Below are 17,154 nucleotides of genomic sequence, written 5' to 3' on the forward strand. Positions count from 1 at the left end.
CGCCGTGCCGTACGGGGGTGTTATGCGGTCGGGGCGCTCTGCGTGCCGGCGGACGAGGCCGTGCCGTCCGAGGACGCGCCGCCGCCGTCCGTGCCCGCCGGGGCGCTGCCCGCGGGCGCGGAGGCGGAGGCGGCGCTGCTCTGGGAGGGCTTCTCGGTCGTCGGGTCGGTCGTCGTCGGGGTGGGGTCGGTCGGTTCGGTGCTGGGGTCGGTCGGCGTCGGGTCGGTCGGCTCGCTCGTCGGCCGGTGGGTGGGCCGGGTCGGCCGGCCGGTGGGCGTGGTGGGCCGTCCGGTCGGGGTGGTGGGGTCGGCGGTCGGGTCGGCCGGGCCGGTGCCGGGGTCGGTGGGCTCGCCGGTGGTGGCGGCGCCGCTGGTCGACGGGGCCGGGCTGCCGGGGCTGCCGGTCCGGCCGGGCTGGGTGGCGCGGTGGCCGGTGGGCGGCAGGCCGGTGCTGGGGTCCGTGGCGGGCAGGTCGGGGCTGCTGCCGTCGCCGGTGGACTGCTCGGTGCTGACCTTGTTGTCGGGGGCGTCCTCGCCGCCGGAGGTCATGCCGAGGGTGACGACGGTGCCGAAGACGGCCACCAGCAGGGCGCCGGCGCCGGCCGCGACGAGGTTGCGGCGGGCACCGAGCAGTGCCTTGACGCCCTTGCCGCCACCGGTGCCCGCGGTGGCCGGGAGGGCCGTCGTGGCCGCCGTCGGGGAGGCGCCGCGGGAGATCACGGTGGCCGAGGTCGCCTCGGCGGCGGGCGGCACCCGCAGCTTGGCGGTGGACACCGCGTCGGGCGAGGCGGGCCCGTCACCGCGGGGCCCGGCGGGCTGCTTGCCGCCGGGGCCGGCCGGCGGGAGCTGCGGGACGGCCGTGGTGGCCGCGGAGGCGACCCGGGCCCGGTCGGTGACCAGAGCCAGCGCGCGGCGTCCGGCCACCGCGCCGTTGCGGTCGGAGAGCACCCCGCGCAGCCCGATGGACGCCTCCAGTTCGGCGCGGGCCCGGTCGAGGTTGCCGGTGCACAGTGCGAGGACGCCCAGCTCGTGGTGGAAGTACGCCTCCTCGGCGACCTCGCCGGCCAGCCGGGCGGCCTCCTGGCCGTGCCGCAGGGCGCGTTCCCAGGCGCTCCAGTGCAGCGCGGCGGCGAAGGCGGGGGCGGCGGTACGGGCCAGCAGCACGGCCGCGCTGGCGTGGCCGCTCTCCCGGCTGCCGGTCAGTACGGCCATCGCGGCCAGCGCGGCGTCGGACTCGGCGGCGGCCCGCTCGGGGGTGACCGAGGGGTGGCCGGCCCACCAGGCGTAGTGCTGCGCGGCGGTGTGCGCCCGGGCGGTGCCGCCCTCGGCGTAACCGGCCGCGGTGAGCTGGTCCTGGACGGTGGCGGCGAGCCGGTAGTGGCTGCCGACGGGGGTGATCAGTCCGCAGGCCAGCAGCTCGCCGAGGGCGGCGTCGGCGTGGGTGTCCTCGGTGAGGGCCGGCAGGTGCGCCTGGTGCGGCAGTTCGCCGCCGAGCGCGACGGCGAACCGCAGGGTCTCCCGGGCGGCGTCGCTCAGCCCCTCGGCGAGCAGCGGGGCGGGCGCGGCGGCCTCGCCGAGGGAGGGCAGCCGGGCCTCGGGGGCGTCCTCGGTGCCGTCCGTCCCGTCGGCGCCGTCCGCGTCGGATCCGTCCCGGCCGCCGTCCGTGGTCCCGGGCTGCTCGGCCGGGAAGAGGCCGTAGCCGTCGTCGAGGGCGCCGGCGCGGTTGCGGTGCCGGTCGCGCTGCCGGAGCAGGGCGGCGGCCTGGACGAACCGCAGCGGCAGCCCCTCGGACTCGAACCACAGGTCGGCGGCCCAGGCCGCCTCGTCGTCGGTGAGCGGCCGGTCCACGGCGCGCTCCAGCATCCGAACGCAGCCGGCCCGGCCGATGCCGCCGAGGAAGACCTCTTCGAGGTGCGAGCCGGCGCTGGGCGCGGCGATGTCGGGGGTGGTGGCGATCAGGAAGGCGCACTCGGGGGTGGCGTCGAGCAGTTCGTCGAGCGCGGCGCCGCCGAATTCGAGGTCGTCGAGGACGACGATGGCGCCGATCTCGGCGACCAGGCGCAGCAGCTCGGGCCGGTCCGGGCGGTGCTGCGGGGCGCGGTGGACCGCGGCGAACAGGGCGTACAGCAGGTCGGCGGCGGTGCGGTGGTACCCGGAGAGCCGGACCACGCCGTCGGGGGCGAGGTCGGCGCAGGCGGTGGCGACGGCGTCCAGCAGCCGGGTGCGGCCGGAGCCGGCCGGGCCGGTGAGGCGGACCGAGCGGCCGCGGGAGAGCAGCCGGACCAGGCGCTCGATGTCCTCGGTGCGCTCTTCGAGCGTGGTGCCGTGGCCGGCGGATCCGGGCGGCCCCGGGGGCACCGGGGGTGCGGCGGCGCGGGCGGCCTCGGCGCGCTCCTGGGCGCTGAGCCGGACGGGTTCGGCGGGACGTTCCCCGGGCGGGCAGGGCTCTATCTCGCTGCCGTCGACGGGGTTGACGGTGACGAGGTAGTTGCCCGAGACGAGCCGGACGACGCGGGCCGGGCCGCCGTGGCCGCTCTGCGCGCCGCCGAACGCGGGGGCCGGCGGATCGGCAGGAGTGCCCTGCTCGCCGTATTCCTCAGGTCCCCGGTGAGTGTTCGGGTCCATGCTGCAAGCTCCCACGTGTACCGTGCCGAAGTCGCTCCGGCCGTCCGCGCGTCTGCTGCGGCAGGTGGTCCCCCGCCGTCGCGTCCGGTCCGGTGTCCGCCGCGGATGATGGCATACGGGCGGGAACCGAACCTTAGACCCGGAGCGCGGGGCCTTGCACCGGCGGGGGCGGGCACTGCCCCAAAACTCCCGGTTCAACCGTTATGGCGCGTTCTGTGCGCGCCCTTCCGGGGAACGCGCAGGGCTTCCGGAAAGGGCGCGCAGGCCCCCGTCCCTCCTGCGCGCCCTCCTCTCGTACCCGGGCTGTCACACCCGAGGAAGCGATTCGGCTTCGATGCCGCCCTCGATGGCGAGGATGCGGTGGAGCCGGGTGGCGACCAGCAGGCGCTGCATCTGGGGCGGCACCCCGCGCAGTACCAGCCGCCGGTTGACCCGGCCGGCCCTGCGGTGTGCGCCCATGATCACACCGAGGCCGGTGGCGTCCCAGGAATCCAGCGCGGTGAGGTCCAGCACCAGGTCACCCCGACCGGAGTCGACGGCCGTGTGCAGCGCCGTCCGGGCGTCCGCCGCGCTGCGGACGTCGAGGCGGCCTTCGACGACCAGCTCGGCGTGGTCGCCCCTGATGTGCATATGCGCTCCCCTGTGTCATGGGTTCATGCATGGACGTCTACAGATCTGACTGCCTCTCATGCGGCGAAGTTGCCGCCTGTAAGCGAACCGATACCGAATTCACCCCATGGGGTGACCCCATCAGGCCCAATGACCTGACGCGGCATCAGTGCTCGTAGAAGCCCTGCCCACTCTTGCGTCCGATATCGCCCGCGTCGACCATGCGTCGCATGATCTCCGGCGGCGCGAACTTCTCGTCCTGGGACTCGGTGTAGATGTTGTCGGTGGCGTGCAGCAGGATGTCGATGCCGGTCAGGTCGGCGGTGGCCAGCGGCCCCATCGCGTGACCGAAGCCCAGCTTGCAGGCGGTGTCGATGTCCTCGGCGCTGGCCACGCCGGACTCGTAGAGCTTGGCGGCCTCGACGACCAGCGCCGAGATCAGCCGGGTGGTGACGAAGCCGGCCACGTCGCGGTTGACGACGACGCAGGTCTTGCCGACGGACTCGGCGAACTCCCGGGCCGTGGCGAGGGTTTCGTCGCTGGTCTTGTATCCGCGGACCAGCTCGCAGAGCTGCATCATCGGCACCGGCGAGAAGAAGTGCGTCCCGACGACCCGCTCGGGGCGGGAGGTGGCCGCGGCGATCTTGGTGATCGGGATGGCGGAGGTGTTGGAGGCCAGCACCGCCTCCTCCTTGACGAGCTTGTCCAGCGTCTGGAAGATCTCGCGCTTGACGTCGATCCGCTCGAAGACCGCCTCGACGACGATGTCCGCGTCGGCGGCGGCTTCCAGGTCGGTCGTGGTGGTGATGCGGGCCAGCGCCTGCTCGGCATCGGCCGCGGCCAGCTTCCCCTTGGCGACGAACTTCTCGTACGAGGCCTCGATGCCGCCCTTGCCGCGGGCCAGGGCCTCATCCGTCACATCGCGGAGAACCACGTCCCAGCCCGCCTGGGCGGAGACCTGCGCGATACCGGACCCCATCAGTCCGGCGCCGATGACGGCGAGCTTCTTTGCCACTGCTGTCCCCTCACACCCTGTGCATTTGAAAGTCTGTCGGTCTTCGGGTGACGTTAGCGGTCGTTGGCGATCCTTTGGTGGGTAAGAGATGCGCGTCACTCCCACCCGCCACCCGACCGCCACCCCTCGACGAGGCCCATTCGGGCCGCTGCGCTGGACTCTCGCCGCCCGACCGCCCCCCTCAACAAGCCCCTACGGACCGCGGCGTTCGATGGGCATGACGGACATCACACGACGGGGGGCGCCCCGGAGAGGTCGGCGGGCCGGGCACCGCGGGCCACCGCGCTCAGCCGGCGGCCCGCACCCCGTAGTTGAGGACCCGCTCGCTCAGCAGCTCCTCCATCTCGTCCAGCAGGACCAGCGCCTCGCGCGAGACCACCGCCGGCTTGCGGCCGGCGATCATCTCCTGGGCGATGGTCGTCATCAACGTCTGGTGCACCCAGTTGATCTGGCCGGCCATCAGGGCGGGCATCGGGTCGCCGTCCGCCGCGCCGGTCTCCTCCCGGAGGGTGGCCTCCAGGTCCTCGTACTGCTCGCGTTGCATGTACCACAGGCGGGCCTGGAGGGACGGCGAGCCGTGGACGACCTTCATGAAGCGCTCATAGCCGTCGATGAGGCCCACCTTGGGCGAAACGCTCTCCACCTCTTCGCGCAGCTCCCGCAGGACGGCGAGGGCGGCGGACTCCCCCGCGCGCCGGGCCCGTACGAACCGCGACAGCCGGTCGACGACCCCCTTGCTGCGGTCGAAGAAGAGGTCCTCCTTCGCCGGGAAGTAGTTGTACACGGTGTTGACGGAGACGTCGGCGGCCTCGGCGATCTCCGCGATGGTCACCGCGTCGAAGCCGCGCTCCAGGAAGAGACCGGTCGCCACGTCCGAGATGTACTGGCGGGTCTGCCGCTTCTTCCGCTCCCTGAGTCCCTCTGCCATGCCCTCAGGCTACCCCTTCCTGGGCTCACTGAAATTTTGGGGACATTGCAATTTTTCACCCTCTCTGTTTTTCTTGCGGCATGCCCGTTCTCAGCGCGTCCGGACTCGCCCGGACCTTCTCCACCAAGCGCGGCCCCGTCGAGGCCGTCCGCGGTGTCGACCTCACCGTCGAGCGCGGCGAGATCCTCGGCTTCCTCGGCCCCAACGGCGCCGGCAAGACCACCACCCTGCGGATGCTCACCACCCTCCTCGCCCCCACCGGCGGCGCCGCGACCGTCGCCGGCTGCGATCTGGCCCGCGATCCGGCCGGGGTGCGCCGCGCCTGCGGATACGTCGCCCAGTCCGGCGGCGTCGACCCGAACGTCTCGGTCCGCGAGGAACTCGTCACCCAGGCCCGCCTCTACCGCCTGGGCAAGGCCGAAGCCCGGGACCGCGCCGAGGAGTTGGCCGCCGAGCTGTGCCTGACGGAGCTCCTGGACCGGAAGACCGCGACCCTCTCCGGCGGCCAGCGGCGCCGGCTGGACGTCGCCATGGGCCTGACCCACCGCCCCGAGGTCCTCTTCCTCGACGAGCCGACCACCGGCCTCGATCCGGGCAGCCGCGCCGACCTCTGGGACCTGGTCCGCCGGATCCGCGCCGAGCACGGCACGACCGTCTTCCTGACCACCCACTACCTCGACGAGGCCGATGCGCTCGCCGACCGGCTGGTGATCGTCGACAAGGGAGTGGTGGTCGCCGACGGCACGCCGGACGCCCTCAAGCGCGCCCACGGCGGCTCCCCCGACGCGTCCCTCCAGGACACCTTCCTCGCCATCACCGGCCGCGGTCCCGCATCCCGGGACACCACCCCCCTCGCCGTCTAGGAGCCGACCCCCATGTCCCCTCTGCTGTCCGACACCGCGCTGGTCTTCGGCCGCTACGCCCGGCAGACCCTGCGCTCGAAGCTCCAGATGCTCTTCGGCGTGCTGATGCCGCTGCTGTACCTGCTCTTCTTCGGGCCGCTGCTGACCGGGCTGCCGCTGTCCTCGGCCGGCAGCTCCTGGCAGGTGCTGGTGCCCGGCCTGCTGCTCCAACTCGGCCTGTTCGGCGCCTCGTTCTGCGGCTTCGGCATCATCGTCGAGAAGCAGTACGGCGTCGTCGAGCGGATGCGGGTGACGGCGGTGAGCCGGTCGGCGCTGCTGCTGGGGCGGGTGCTGCGGGACGCCGTGTTGTTCGTGTTCCAGGCGGTGCTGCTGGTGCTGGCGGCACTGGTGCTCGGACTGCGGGCGCCGCTGCCCGGCATCCTCATCGGCTTCGCGTTCGTCGCCGTCCTGACCGTGTCCCTGGCCTCACTGTCGTACGCGCTGGCGCTGAAGGTGAACGCGCCGCAGGAATTCGGGCCGGTGATCAACTCCGTCACCATGCCCTCGATGCTGCTGTCCGGGCTGATGCTGCCGATGACGCTGGGGCCGGCGTGGCTGGACGTCCTCTCGCACGTCATGCCGTTCCGCTACCTCGTGGACGCGGTACGGGCGGCGTTCGTCGGCGACTACGCGTCCTCGGCGGTCCTGTACGGCACGCTGGTGGCGCTCGCCCTCACCGCGCTCTCCCTGGCGCTCGGCACCCGCGCCTTCCGGAAGGCCGCGGCGTAGTCTCGCCCGTATGGTGAATCTGACGCGCATCTACACCCGCACCGGCGACAAGGGCACCACGGCCCTGGGCGACATGAGCCGCACCGCCAAGACCGATTCGCGGATCGCGGCGTATGCCGACGCCAATGAGGCGAATGCGGTGATCGGTACCGCCATCGCCCTGGGCCGGCTCGACGCCGAGGTCGTCAAGGTCCTCACCCGCGTGCAGAACGACCTGTTCGACGTGGGTGCGGACCTGTCGACGCCGGTGGCCGAGAACCCCGAATTCCCCCCGCTGCGCGTCGAGCAGAGCTACATCGACAAGCTGGAGGCCGACTGCGACCGCTTCCTGGCCGAACTCGACAAGCTGCGCAGCTTCATCCTCCCGGGCGGCACCCCCGGCGCGGCCCTGCTGCACCAGGCCTGCACGGTCGTCCGCCGCGCCGAACGCTCGACCTGGGCCGCCTTCGAGGAACACGGCGACACCATGAACCCCCTCACCGCCACCTACCTCAACCGCCTCTCCGACCTCCTCTTCATCCTGGCCCGCACGGCCAACAAGGAGATCGGCGACGTCCTGTGGGTGCCGGGCGGCGAACGCTGACGAGGGGCGGCGAACACCGGCACCGGAAGGCGAACGCTGACGAGCGGGCGGCGAACGCTCGATCGCGCCGCGGCGGGCCGGCGGAGCCGGGACCGGGCGGTGGCGCCCGTCAGCGCAGGGTCTTCTGCTGCGGGGCGGGTGCCGCCTCCGTGGGGGCGGTGGGGGTGTCCTTCGGGGCCTTCTTCGGCCAGATGAGGTAGGTCAGGGCGATCACGCCGTGGATCATCAGGATGCGCAGCGAGGTGCCCTGCCAGCCGCGCAGCGACGCGGTGTCGCCGTCCGTGCCGACGTACCAGATCGCCAGCTGCAGCAGCCCGATCGCGACGGCCACCCACACCACCGTGCGCAGCCACAGCATCCCCTCGTGCTTCGCGCGGTCCATGCCGTAACGCTTCGGAGGCCGCGGGCCGCCCGCGAAGCGGTGGGCGAAGTGCCCGTCCACCCACTTGATCGTGTAGTGCCCGTAGGCGACCGTGTAGCCGATGTAGAGCGCGGCCAGGCCGTGTTTCCAGTCGGCGGAGGCGCCGTTCTTCAGGTCGATCGCGGTGACGATCAGCAGGACCAGCTCCAGCAGTGGTTCCATCAGGAGCACCGCCGCCCCGGTGCGCGGCATCCGCGCCAGGTAGCGCAGGGCCAGGCCCCCCGCCAGCAGCACCCAGAAGCCGACTTCACAGGCGATGATCAGCGTGACGACCACGGCCGCCTCCTCTCAGGATCTTCCACCGAATACCTCAAGCCTCCCAGCGGCGACCGCCCGAAACGTCGTCACCTGCGACGATCCCGGACTGCATCTTTCGATGTAGCGCGCGGAACGCGGGGATGACCGCGACGTGGAGGCAGCGGGCGCCGCCGCCGTGTTTGATGGAGGGGTGACCGCCAGCTCCCCCGCCGCCATCGGCCGGCCGCACCGACTCGATGTGCTCATCGCGGGCGGCGGGCTGCTCGGCGGACTGCTGCTGTGGGCGATGGACCTGCACGGCGGACCACCGCGGCTGGGACTGCCGCCCGCGCTCACCCTCGTCGCGCTCACCACGATGTCCGGTGCGGAACTGCTGCGCCGGACCGCCCCGTTGGCGGCCCTGGGCATCGCGGTGCCCGCCCTGGCGCTGGACATCTGCGCCGGCACGCTCGTCGCCACCGTCCTGATGTTCACCGACGTCGTCTACGCGGCGGTGCTCTACGGCCGGGCCGCCGCGGCCCGCCGGATCCCGCTGTACTCGGTGCTGGTGACGGTCGTGGCGGCCGTCGCACTGACCGCGGCGTGGCAGAACCCGCAGGTCGTGATGGTCGTCATCGGCATCGCGCTGATCACCATCGCGCCCGCCTGGACCGGCCTGATCATCCGCAACCACCGCGACGACGCCGAGTCCGCCCGGCTGCGGGCCGAGCAGACCGCGCTGCTGGCCGAGATGGACCGCACCCAGGCGGTGGCGGGCGAACGCGCGCGGATGGCCCGGGAACTCCACGACATGGTCGCCAACCACCTGTCCGCGATCGCGATCCACGCCACCGCCGCCCAGTCCATCGACGACCCGTCGGCGACCCGCGAGGCGCTCGGCGTCATCCGGGAGAACAGCGTGCAGGGCCTGTCCGAAATGCGCCGGCTGATCGGCCTGTTGCGCGACCCGAAGGCCACCACCGAGTACGCCGAGGAGCCGGCCGCCACCCCCACCCTCGACGGGCTGGACGCGCTGATCGCCCAGGCCCGCACGAACGGCGCGAGCAGCGGACTGACCTTCGCCCTGGACGACGCCCGCCACCCGGACGGCACCGGGCCCGGCCCGCGCACCGCCGCCCCGGTCGAGCTGGCGGTCTACCGCATCGTCCAGGAGTCGCTGACCAACGCGCTCAAGCACGCCGCGCCCGGCGAGGTCCGGGTGCGGATCGCCCACGACCGCGGCGGGGCGCTCACCGTCACCGTCCGCAGCCCGTTCGCCGACCGGCCCGGACCCCGCGCCCCGGGGTCGGGCACCGGCCTGGTCGGGATGCGCGAGCGGACCGCCCTGCTGGGCGGGGCATTCGAGGCCGGCCCGGAGAGCGGGCCGGCCGGCAGAGTCTGGCTGGTGCGGGCAGCGCTGCCCGCGGCCGAGGAGGAAGAGCAACGATGACAGGCGCCGACGCGCAGCCGATCCGGGTTCTCGTCGCCGAGGACCAGTCCGCCGTACGGGCCGGGCTGGTCCTCATCCTGCGCTCCGCCCCCGACATCGAGGTCGTCGGGGAGGCGGAGGACGGGGAGGAGGCGGTGCGGCAGGCCCGGGAACTGCGGCCCGACCTCGTTCTGATGGACATTCAGATGCCGCGGCTGGACGGGGTCTCCGCCACCCGCCAAGTGGTCGCCGAGAAGCTGGCGGACGTCCTGGTGCTGACCACCTTCGACCTGGACGAGTACGTCTTCGGGGCGCTGCGGGCGGGCGCCGCCGGCTTCCTGCTCAAGGACAGCGATGCGGGTGCGCTGCTGACCGCGGTGCGCACGGTGGCGTCCGGCGAGGGCCTGATCGCCCCCGCGGTCACCCGCCGGCTGATCGCGGAATTCGCCAGCCCGCGTACGGCGGCGCGGGCGGCACGGGACGCGGACGCCCCCGATCCGGCGGTCCTGGACGCACTGACGCCGCGCGAACGGGAGGTACTGGGCTGCCTGGGCCGCGGCCTCTCCAACGCCGACATCGCCTTACGGCTGGCGATGGCCGAGGCCACCGTCAAAACCCACGTCAGCCGCCTCCTGGCCAAACTCGACCTCCGCAGCCGGGTCCAAGCGGCAGTCCTGGCCCAGGAGTTGGGAGTCGACGGACCGTAGAAGCACCCTACGGAATACCCTCCCCCACCCTCGCGTTGTGGCCCCGCAGGGGGCCCGCGCGACCCTTACGGGATCCGTTCGCCCCCGCCCTAGGGACCCGGGGCCCCGCCCCCGCACCCCCGGAAGCCGCATCAGCCCTCAAGCCACATCGACGCTCCCCGGACGCCGTCTGCGGGCACCCCCACCCAACGAGAACGCCTTACTCAAGCCACATTGACTCTCCCCCAGACTCCGTCCGGGGGCACCCCCACCCAACGAGAACGCCTTACTCAAGCCACATTGACTCGTTGGCCCGGTGGGGCCGCCTCCAGCCAGGCCAGGAAACCCGTGAGCGCGTCCTCGCTCATCGCCAGTTCCAGGCGGGTGCCGCGGTGCCGGCAGGCCAGCACGATGGAGTCGGAGAGCAGGGCGAGCTCCTCCTCACCCTGCGGGGTGCGGCGCTCCAGCACCTCGATGGCGGAGCGCTCCAGCAGGCGGCGGGGCCGGGGCGCGTACGAGAAGACCCGGAACCACTCGATCCGGTCGCCGTTGTAGCGCGCCACGCCGTAGATCCAGCCCTTGCCGCTGGGCTCGTTCTCCGGCACGTTCCAGCGCAGACTGCAGTCGAAGGTGCCGCCGGACCGCTGGATGAGCCGCCGCCTCAGTCCGAAGACGAACAGCCCCAGCAGCACCAGCACCACGACCGCGCCGCTCACAAGCAGAGCGAGGACCATCTCGACCGACCTCCTCGCCTCGTTGGGTGTCCCCGGACGGAACCCGGGGGTGGGGGTACCTCCCGCTTGCGGGGGAGGAAACGCACCTGCATTGCCTCAGCCGCGGGCCGCTCCGGAGAATTCCGGGCAGCCCGCGGCTGAGGATCGATCTCGTCGGCGACGGGGCTCAGTGAACGCCCGTCACCGCACGCAGCCGGACATCGGCGCGACGCTCGGCGGCCGCGTCAGCGTCCGACTTCGCTCGCTCCAGGGCCCGCTCCGCGCGCTGGACATCGATCTCGTCCGACAGCTCGGCCACCTCTGCGAGCAGGGACAGCTTGTTGTCGGCGAACGAGATGAAGCCGCCGTGCACGGCGGCGACGACGGTGCCGTCCCCGCTTTCGCCGGTCGTACGAATCGTCACCGGGCCCGACTGCAGCACGCCGAGCAGCGGCTGGTGTCCGGGCATGACGCCGATGTCGCCCGACGAGGTGCGCGCGACGACCAGGCTGGCCTTGCCGGACCAGACCTGACGGTCGGCGGCGACCAACTCGACGTGCAGCTCAGCCACGATGGCTCCTCGGGTCTCCACCTGCCTGGTGTGGCAGATGTTGGGTCAAATACTAGTGGTCGTACGGACCGGGGGCGGCCAGGGCCGCCCCCGGGACCGGTACGGGGGTCAGGAGACGCCCAGCTCCTTGGCGTTCGCCTTCAGGTCCTCGAGACCACCGCACATGAAGAAGGCCTGCTCGGGGAAGTGGTCGTAGTCGCCGTCCGCGATCGCGTTGAACGCGGCGATCGTCTCGTCCAGCGGCACGTCCGAACCGTCCACGCCGGTGAACTGCTTCGCCACGTGGGTGTTCTGCGACAGGAACCGCTCGATGCGACGGGCGCGGTGGACGGTGAGCTTGTCCTCCTCGCCGAGCTCGTCGATACCCAGAATCGCGATGATGTCCTGGAGGTCCTTGTACTTCTGCAGGATCGTCTTGACGCGCGAGGCGCAGTCGTAGTGCTCCTGCGTGATGTACCGCGGGTCCAGGATCCGGGACGTCGAGTCCAGCGGGTCGACCGCCGGGTAGATGCCCTTCTCCGAGATCGGACGGGACAGAACCGTCGTCGCGTCGAGGTGCGCGAAGGTCGTCGCCGGCGCCGGGTCGGTCAGGTCGTCCGCGGGGACGTAGATCGCCTGCATCGAGGTGATCGAGTGACCACGGGTCGAGGTGATGCGCTCCTGGAGGAGACCCATCTCGTCGGCCAGGTTCGGCTGGTAACCCACCGCGGAGGGCATCCGGCCGAGCAGGGTCGACACCTCGGAACCGGCCTGGGTGAAGCGGAAGATGTTGTCGATGAAGAACAGCACGTCCTGCTTCTGCACATCGCGGAAGTACTCCGCCATGGTCAGACCGGCCAGCGCGACGCGGAGACGGGTGCCCGGCGGCTCGTCCATCTGACCGAAGACCAGCGCGGTCTTGTCGATGACGCCGGAGTCCTGCATCTCCTCGATGAGGTCGTTGCCCTCACGGGTGCGCTCGCCGACACCGGCGAACACCGACACACCGTCGTGGTTGTTGGCCACGCGGTAGATCATTTCCTGGATCAGAACGGTCTTGCCGACACCGGCACCACCGAACAGACCGATCTTGCCGCCCTTGACGTACGGGGTCAGCAGGTCGATGACCTTGACGCCGGTCTCGAACATCTCGGTCTTCGACTCGAGCTGGTCGAAGGACGGCGCCTTACGGTGGATCGCCCAGCGCTCGGTGACCTCGGACTCGGCCTCCGGCTTGTTCAGGATCTCACCGAGGGTGTTGAACACCTTGCCCTTGGTGATGTCGCCGACCGGGACGGTGATGCCGTTGCCCGTGTCGGTGACCGGGGCCTGGCGGACCAGGCCGTCGGTGGGCTGCATGGAGATCGCACGGACCAGGCCCTCGCCCAGGTGCTGGGCGACCTCGAGGGTCAGGGTCTTCTTGACACCGGCCTCGGCCGGGTCCGCGACCTCGACGGTCAGCGCGTTGTAGATCTCCGGCATCGCGTCGACGGGGAACTCCACGTCGACGACCGGGCCGATGACACGGGCGACGCGGCCCGTCGCCGCGGCCGTCTCAACAGTGGTGGTCATAGTTGTCAGTCACTCCCCGCGGTCGCGTCGGCCAGTGCGGCACTGCCACCGACGATCTCGCTGATTTCCTGGGTGATTTCGGCCTGGCGGGCCGCGTTGGCAAGCCGCGAGAGCGACTTGATGAGCTCTTCTGCGTTGTCGGTCGCCGACTTCATCGCACGCCGGGTGGCGGCGTGCTTGGAGGCGGCGGCCTGCAGCAGCGCGTTGTAGATCCGCGACTCGACGTACCGCGGCAGCAGGGCGTCGAGGACGTCCTCGGCCGACGGCTCGAAATCGAACAGCGGAAGGATCTCGCCCTTGGACGACTCCGCCGACTCGGCGGCCGCCTTGTCCAGGGACAGCGGCAGCAGCCGGTCGTCCAGCGCCGTCTGCGTCATCATCGAGACGAACTCCGTGAAGACGATGTGGAGTTCGTCCACGCCGCCCTCTGCGGTGTCCTTCTGCACGGCCTCGATCAGCGGTGCGGCGATCGTCTTGGCGTCCGCGTACGTCGGGCTGTCGGTGAAACCGGTCCACGACTCCACGACCTTGCGCTCGCGGAAGCTGTAGTACGACACACCCTTGCGCCCGACGATGTAGGCGTCGACCTCCTTGCCCTCGGCCTTGAGCCGCTCGGTGAGCTGCTCCGCGGCCTTGATGACGTTGGAGGAGTAACCGCCGGCCAGACCGCGGTCGCTCGTGATGAGCAGCAGTGCGGCCCGGACCGGGCTCTCCGCCTCGGTCGTCAGGGCGTGCTGGGTGTTCGAGCCGGTGGCAACCGCTGTCACCGCGCGGGTCAGTTCACTCGCGTACGGCGTCGACGCCGCCACCTGGCGCTGCGCCTTGACGACGCGCGAGGCGGCGATCATCTCCATCGCCTTGGTGATCTTCTTGGTCGCGGTGACGGAGCGGATGCGACGCTTGTAGACCCGGAGCGTGGCTCCCATGGATCAGGTCCCTTCCGTCGTCACTTGCTCGTGCCGGCCGTGGTGTCCTCGCCGAGCAGCTTGCCGTCCGAGGTCTCGAACTGCCGCTTGAAGCCGTCGACGGCCTCGGAGATCGCCCCGATGGTGTCGTCGGACATCTTGGCGCCCTCGCGGATGCTGGTCAGGAGGTCCTTCTTCTCCAGGTGGAGGTGGTCGAGGAGCTCGCGCTCGAAGCGGCGGATGTCCTCGACCGGGACGTCGTCCATCTTGCCGTTGGTGCCGGCCCAGATGGAGACGACCTGGTCCTCGACCGGGTACGGGTTGTACTGGCTCTGCTTGAGCAGCTCGGTCATGCGCTTACCGCGCTCCAGCTGCGCCTTGGAGGCCGCGTCCAGGTCGGAACCGAAGGCGGCGAACGCCTCCAGCTCGCGGTACTGGGCGAGGTCCACGCGGAGCCGGCCGGAGACCTGGCGCATGGCCTTGTGCTGGGCGGAACCACCGACGCGGGAGACGGAGATACCGACGTTCAGCGCCGGACGCTGGTTGGCGTTGAACAGGTCCGACTCCAGGAAGCACTGGCCGTCGGTGATGGAGATGACGTTGGTCGGGATGAACGCCGACACGTCGTTCGCCTTGGTCTCGACGATCGGGAGACCGGTCATCGAGCCGGCGCCCATGTCGTCGGAGAGCTTGGCGCAGCGCTCCAGCAGACGCGAGTGCAGGTAGAAGACGTCGCCCGGGTAGGCCTCGCGGCCCGGCGGACGGCGCAGGAGCAGGGACACGGCGCGGTAGGCGTCGGCCTGCTTCGAAAGGTCGTCGAAGATGATCAGGACGTGCTTGCCCTGGTACATCCAGTGCTGGCCGATGGCCGAGCCGGTGTAGGGCGCGAGGTACTTGAAGCCCGCCGGGTCGGACGCCGGGGCGGCGACGATGGTGGTGTACTCCAGGGCGCCGGCCTCCTCCAGCGCGCCGCGCACGGACGCGATGGTGGAGCCCTTCTGGCCGATGGCGACGTAGATGCAGCGGACCTGCTTCTTGGGGTCGCCCGAGCGCCAGTTGTCGCGCTGGTTGATGATCGTGTCGACGGCCAGGGCGGTCTTGCCGGTCTGGCGGTCACCGATGATCAGCTGACGCTGGCCGCGGCCGATCGGCACCATCGAGTCGACGGCCTTGTAGCCGGTCTCCATCGGCTCGTGCACCGACTTACGGACCATGACGCCCGGGGCCTGCAGCTCCAGGGCGCGGCGGCCGTCGGTCTCGATCTCGCCGAGGCCGTCGATCGGGTTGCCCAGCGGGTCGACGACGCGGCCGAGGTAGCCCTCGCCCACGGCGACCGAGAGCACCTCGCCGGTGCGCTGCACCGACTGGCCCTGCTCGATGCCGCTGAACTCACCGAGGATGACCGCACCGATCTCGCGCTCTTCAAGGTTCAGCGCAAGACCGAGCGTGCCGTCCTCGAACTTCAGCAGCTCGTTCGCCATCGTCGAGGGCAGTCCCTCGACGTGTGCGATGCCGTCACCGGCATCGCTAACCGTGCCGACCTCCTCGCGCGAGGCCGCGTCCGGCTTGTACGCCTGGACGAAGTTCTCCAGCGCGTCCCGGATCTCCTCCGGCCGGATCGTGAGCTCCGCCATCTGGGTTCCCTGCTCTCCTTGTTGGGCCCGAAGTTACTTGCGGGGTCTGGGGTTGTCCCCAGGGGCTTTCCGCTTACGGCCCAACTCGGGCCGCCGTCATGCTGGTGCTGGTCCCCGGGGCTTCTTCCGGACCGCAGCCGGACCTCTCGGTCCGGCCGGCTGGTCCGGCGCCTGGCCGCCGGTTGTGCAGCTCTTGAGTTGGTGGCTGGGTCAGCCGGCCATCCGCCGGGTCGCCTCGTCGAGGCGCTCCGCGATGGTCCCGTTGATGACCTCGTCGCCGATCCGTACCTGGACGCCGCCGAGGACCTCGGGGTCCACGTCGAGGTTCAGGTGGATCTGCCGGCCGTACAGCGCGGTCAGGGAGGCGCTCAGCCGCTCCCGCTGTCCTTCGCTGAGGGGCACCGCGGAGGTGACCACCGCGACCATCCGGTCCCGGCGGTGCGCCGCCAGCTTGGAGAGGGCGTCGAGCCCCGCTTCCAGGCTACGGCCCCGCGGCTGTACGACAAGACGGATCACGACGCGCTCGGTGACCGGGTTGGCCCGGCCGCCCAGCAGCGAACGCAGCAGCTCCGTCTTGGCCGACGCCGCCGCGTTCCGGTCGGTCAGCGCACGGCGCAGCTCGGGGTTGGCACCGACGATCCGGCCGAACCGGAACAGCTCGTCCTCGACGTCGTCGAGGGCACCGGCCCGCTGGGCGGCGACGAGGTCGGCGCTGAAGGCCAGCTCCTCGAGCGCGTCCGCCAGGTCACGCGAGCGCGACCAGCGCGCGCGGACCATGCCGGTCACCAGGTCGGTGGCCGGGCCGCCGATCCGGCTGCCGAGCAGCCGTCCGGCCAGTTCGGCCCGGGCCTCGCCGGCCTGCGCCGGGTCGGTCAGGACCCGACGCAGCGACACCTCGCGGTCGAGCAGAGCGGTGACGGCAGCCAGCTCCTCGGCGAGCTTCGCGGCGTCGACGGAAGGGTTGTCCGTCAGCGCGTCGAGCTGCTCGCGTGCGGAGGCGAGTGCCTCGCGGCTCGCTCCGTTCATCGGCCGGCCTCAGCCTTCGTCGCGTCCGACGCCGCCTTGGCCTCGATCTCGTCGAGGAAGCGGTCGATGGTCCGGCTCTGCCGGGCGTGGTCCTCGAGGGACTCGCCGACGAGCTTGCCGGCCAGGTCGGTGGCGAGCTTGCCCACGTCCTGACGCAGCGACTGCGCGGCCTGCTTGCGGTCCGCCTCGATCTGGGCGTGACCGGCAGCGATGATCTCCTCACGCTGCCGCTGGCCCTCGGCGCGCATCTCCGCGATGAGGGTCGCGCCCTGCTCCTGCGCCTCCTGGCGCAGACGCGCGGCCTCGTGGCGGGCGTCGGCCAGCTGTGCCCGGTAGTCCGCGAGCACCTGCTGGGCCTCGGCCTGAAGCGCTTCGGCTTCCTCCATCCGGCCTTCGATCTGCTTCCGGCGCTCGTCCAGAACGTTGTTGATGTTCGGGAGGAGCTTCTTGGCGAGGATGCCGAAGACGATGAAGAAAGCGATCAGGCCGATGACCAGCTCTGGAATCGGCGGGATCAGGGGGTTCTCGGGAACCTCCGCCGCCATGGTGACCAGGGCGTTCACATCAGTGCCTTCCGTCTGAATGGATGTC

The 17,154-nt window shown here is 71.5% G+C and carries 17 protein-coding genes; 5 read left to right on the forward strand and 12 right to left on the reverse strand.

All coding sequences use genetic code 11. The features are described 5' to 3' along the window. Nucleotides 1-20: 20 nt before the first annotated feature. The 4 genes from V2J85_RS23625 to V2J85_RS23640 all read right to left on the reverse strand — a co-directional run bounded on the left by V2J85_RS23625 (nt 21) and on the right by V2J85_RS23640 (nt 5,176). Nucleotides 21-2,624 (reverse strand): ATP-binding protein, encoded by a 2,604-nt coding sequence (locus V2J85_RS23625; RefSeq protein ID WP_330822653.1) that lies wholly within the window; start codon nt 2,622-2,624, stop codon nt 21-23. Nucleotides 2,625-2,930: 306 nt separating this feature from the next. Then, nucleotides 2,931-3,254, reverse strand: coding sequence for an STAS domain-containing protein (locus tag V2J85_RS23630; RefSeq protein WP_030414124.1), 324 nt, complete (start codon nt 3,252-3,254; stop codon nt 2,931-2,933). Nucleotides 3,255-3,399: 145 nt separating this feature from the next. Beyond that, on the reverse strand, nt 3,400-4,248 hold the full coding sequence (locus tag V2J85_RS23635; protein WP_261955674.1) for a 3-hydroxyacyl-CoA dehydrogenase family protein: 849 nt from the start codon (nt 4,246-4,248) through the stop codon (nt 3,400-3,402). A gap of 286 nt (nt 4,249-4,534) precedes the next feature. Beyond that, nucleotides 4,535-5,176, reverse strand: a complete 642-nt coding sequence (locus V2J85_RS23640; RefSeq protein ID WP_261955675.1) for a TetR/AcrR family transcriptional regulator — start codon at nt 5,174-5,176, stop codon at nt 4,535-4,537. A gap of 80 nt (nt 5,177-5,256) precedes the next feature. Between V2J85_RS23640 and V2J85_RS23645 the strand changes: the two genes are divergently transcribed. The 3 genes from V2J85_RS23645 to V2J85_RS23655 are packed head-to-tail and all read left to right on the forward strand — an operon-like array spanning nt 5,257 to nt 7,390. Next, the gene (locus V2J85_RS23645; protein ID WP_330822654.1) at nt 5,257-6,039 is read left to right on the forward strand and encodes an ABC transporter ATP-binding protein; all 783 of its coding nucleotides are present in this window, start codon (nt 5,257-5,259) and stop codon (nt 6,037-6,039) included. Between the two features lie 12 nt (nt 6,040-6,051). Next, a complete protein-coding gene (locus tag V2J85_RS23650; RefSeq protein WP_330822655.1) occupies nt 6,052-6,807 on the forward strand; it encodes an ABC transporter permease in 756 nt (251 codons plus the stop codon). A 10-nt stretch (nt 6,808-6,817) separates the two neighbouring features. Next, entirely contained in the window at nt 6,818-7,390 is a 573-nt protein-coding gene (locus V2J85_RS23655; protein ID WP_261955678.1) for a cob(I)yrinic acid a,c-diamide adenosyltransferase, read from the forward strand. 109 nt (nt 7,391-7,499) lie between these two features. On the opposite strand, the gene V2J85_RS23660 is transcribed toward V2J85_RS23655, so the two are convergent. Then, a complete protein-coding gene (locus tag V2J85_RS23660) occupies nt 7,500-8,087 on the reverse strand; it encodes a hypothetical protein (RefSeq protein ID WP_261955679.1) in 588 nt (195 codons plus the stop codon). Between the two features lie 172 nt (nt 8,088-8,259). On the opposite strand from V2J85_RS23660, the gene V2J85_RS23665 reads away from it, so the two are divergent. Continuing rightward, complete coding sequence (locus tag V2J85_RS23665; RefSeq protein WP_330822656.1) at nt 8,260-9,498, forward strand: sensor histidine kinase; 1,239 nt, start codon at nt 8,260-8,262, stop codon at nt 9,496-9,498. After that, nucleotides 9,495-10,184 (forward strand): response regulator, encoded by a 690-nt coding sequence (locus V2J85_RS23670; RefSeq protein ID WP_261955681.1) that lies wholly within the window; start codon nt 9,495-9,497, stop codon nt 10,182-10,184. Before V2J85_RS23665 ends, V2J85_RS23670 begins: the two co-directional genes overlap by 4 nt. A 269-nt stretch (nt 10,185-10,453) precedes the next feature. On the opposite strand, the gene V2J85_RS23675 is transcribed toward V2J85_RS23670, so the two are convergent. From V2J85_RS23675 to V2J85_RS23705, 7 genes are all read right to left on the reverse strand, one after another. Further along, complete coding sequence (locus tag V2J85_RS23675; RefSeq protein ID WP_030414133.1) at nt 10,454-10,897, reverse strand: DUF2550 domain-containing protein; 444 nt, start codon at nt 10,895-10,897, stop codon at nt 10,454-10,456. Nucleotides 10,898-11,063: 166 nt separating this feature from the next. Beyond that, nucleotides 11,064-11,447, reverse strand: a complete 384-nt coding sequence (locus V2J85_RS23680; protein WP_261955682.1) for a F0F1 ATP synthase subunit epsilon — start codon at nt 11,445-11,447, stop codon at nt 11,064-11,066. A gap of 108 nt (nt 11,448-11,555) precedes the next feature. After that, entirely contained in the window at nt 11,556-12,998 is a 1,443-nt protein-coding gene (atpD, locus tag V2J85_RS23685) for a F0F1 ATP synthase subunit beta (RefSeq protein WP_261955683.1), read from the reverse strand. A 5-nt stretch (nt 12,999-13,003) separates the two neighbouring features. Next, entirely contained in the window at nt 13,004-13,924 is a 921-nt protein-coding gene (locus V2J85_RS23690) for a F0F1 ATP synthase subunit gamma (RefSeq protein WP_261955684.1), read from the reverse strand. A gap of 20 nt (nt 13,925-13,944) precedes the next feature. Then, entirely contained in the window at nt 13,945-15,537 is a 1,593-nt protein-coding gene (gene atpA, locus V2J85_RS23695; RefSeq protein ID WP_261955685.1) for a F0F1 ATP synthase subunit alpha, read from the reverse strand. Nucleotides 15,538-15,747: 210 nt separating this feature from the next. Further along, the gene (locus V2J85_RS23700) at nt 15,748-16,563 is read right to left on the reverse strand and encodes a F0F1 ATP synthase subunit delta (RefSeq protein ID WP_261955686.1); all 816 of its coding nucleotides are present in this window, start codon (nt 16,561-16,563) and stop codon (nt 15,748-15,750) included. Next, entirely contained in the window at nt 16,560-17,126 is a 567-nt protein-coding gene (locus V2J85_RS23705) for a F0F1 ATP synthase subunit B (RefSeq protein ID WP_261955687.1), read from the reverse strand. Before V2J85_RS23705 ends, V2J85_RS23700 begins: the two co-directional genes overlap by 4 nt. Nucleotides 17,127-17,154: the final 28 nt, after the last annotated feature.

The sequence above is a fragment of the Streptomyces bugieae genome (assembly GCF_036352915.1).
GTDB lineage: Bacteria > Actinomycetota > Actinomycetes > Streptomycetales > Streptomycetaceae > Streptomyces > Streptomyces endophytica.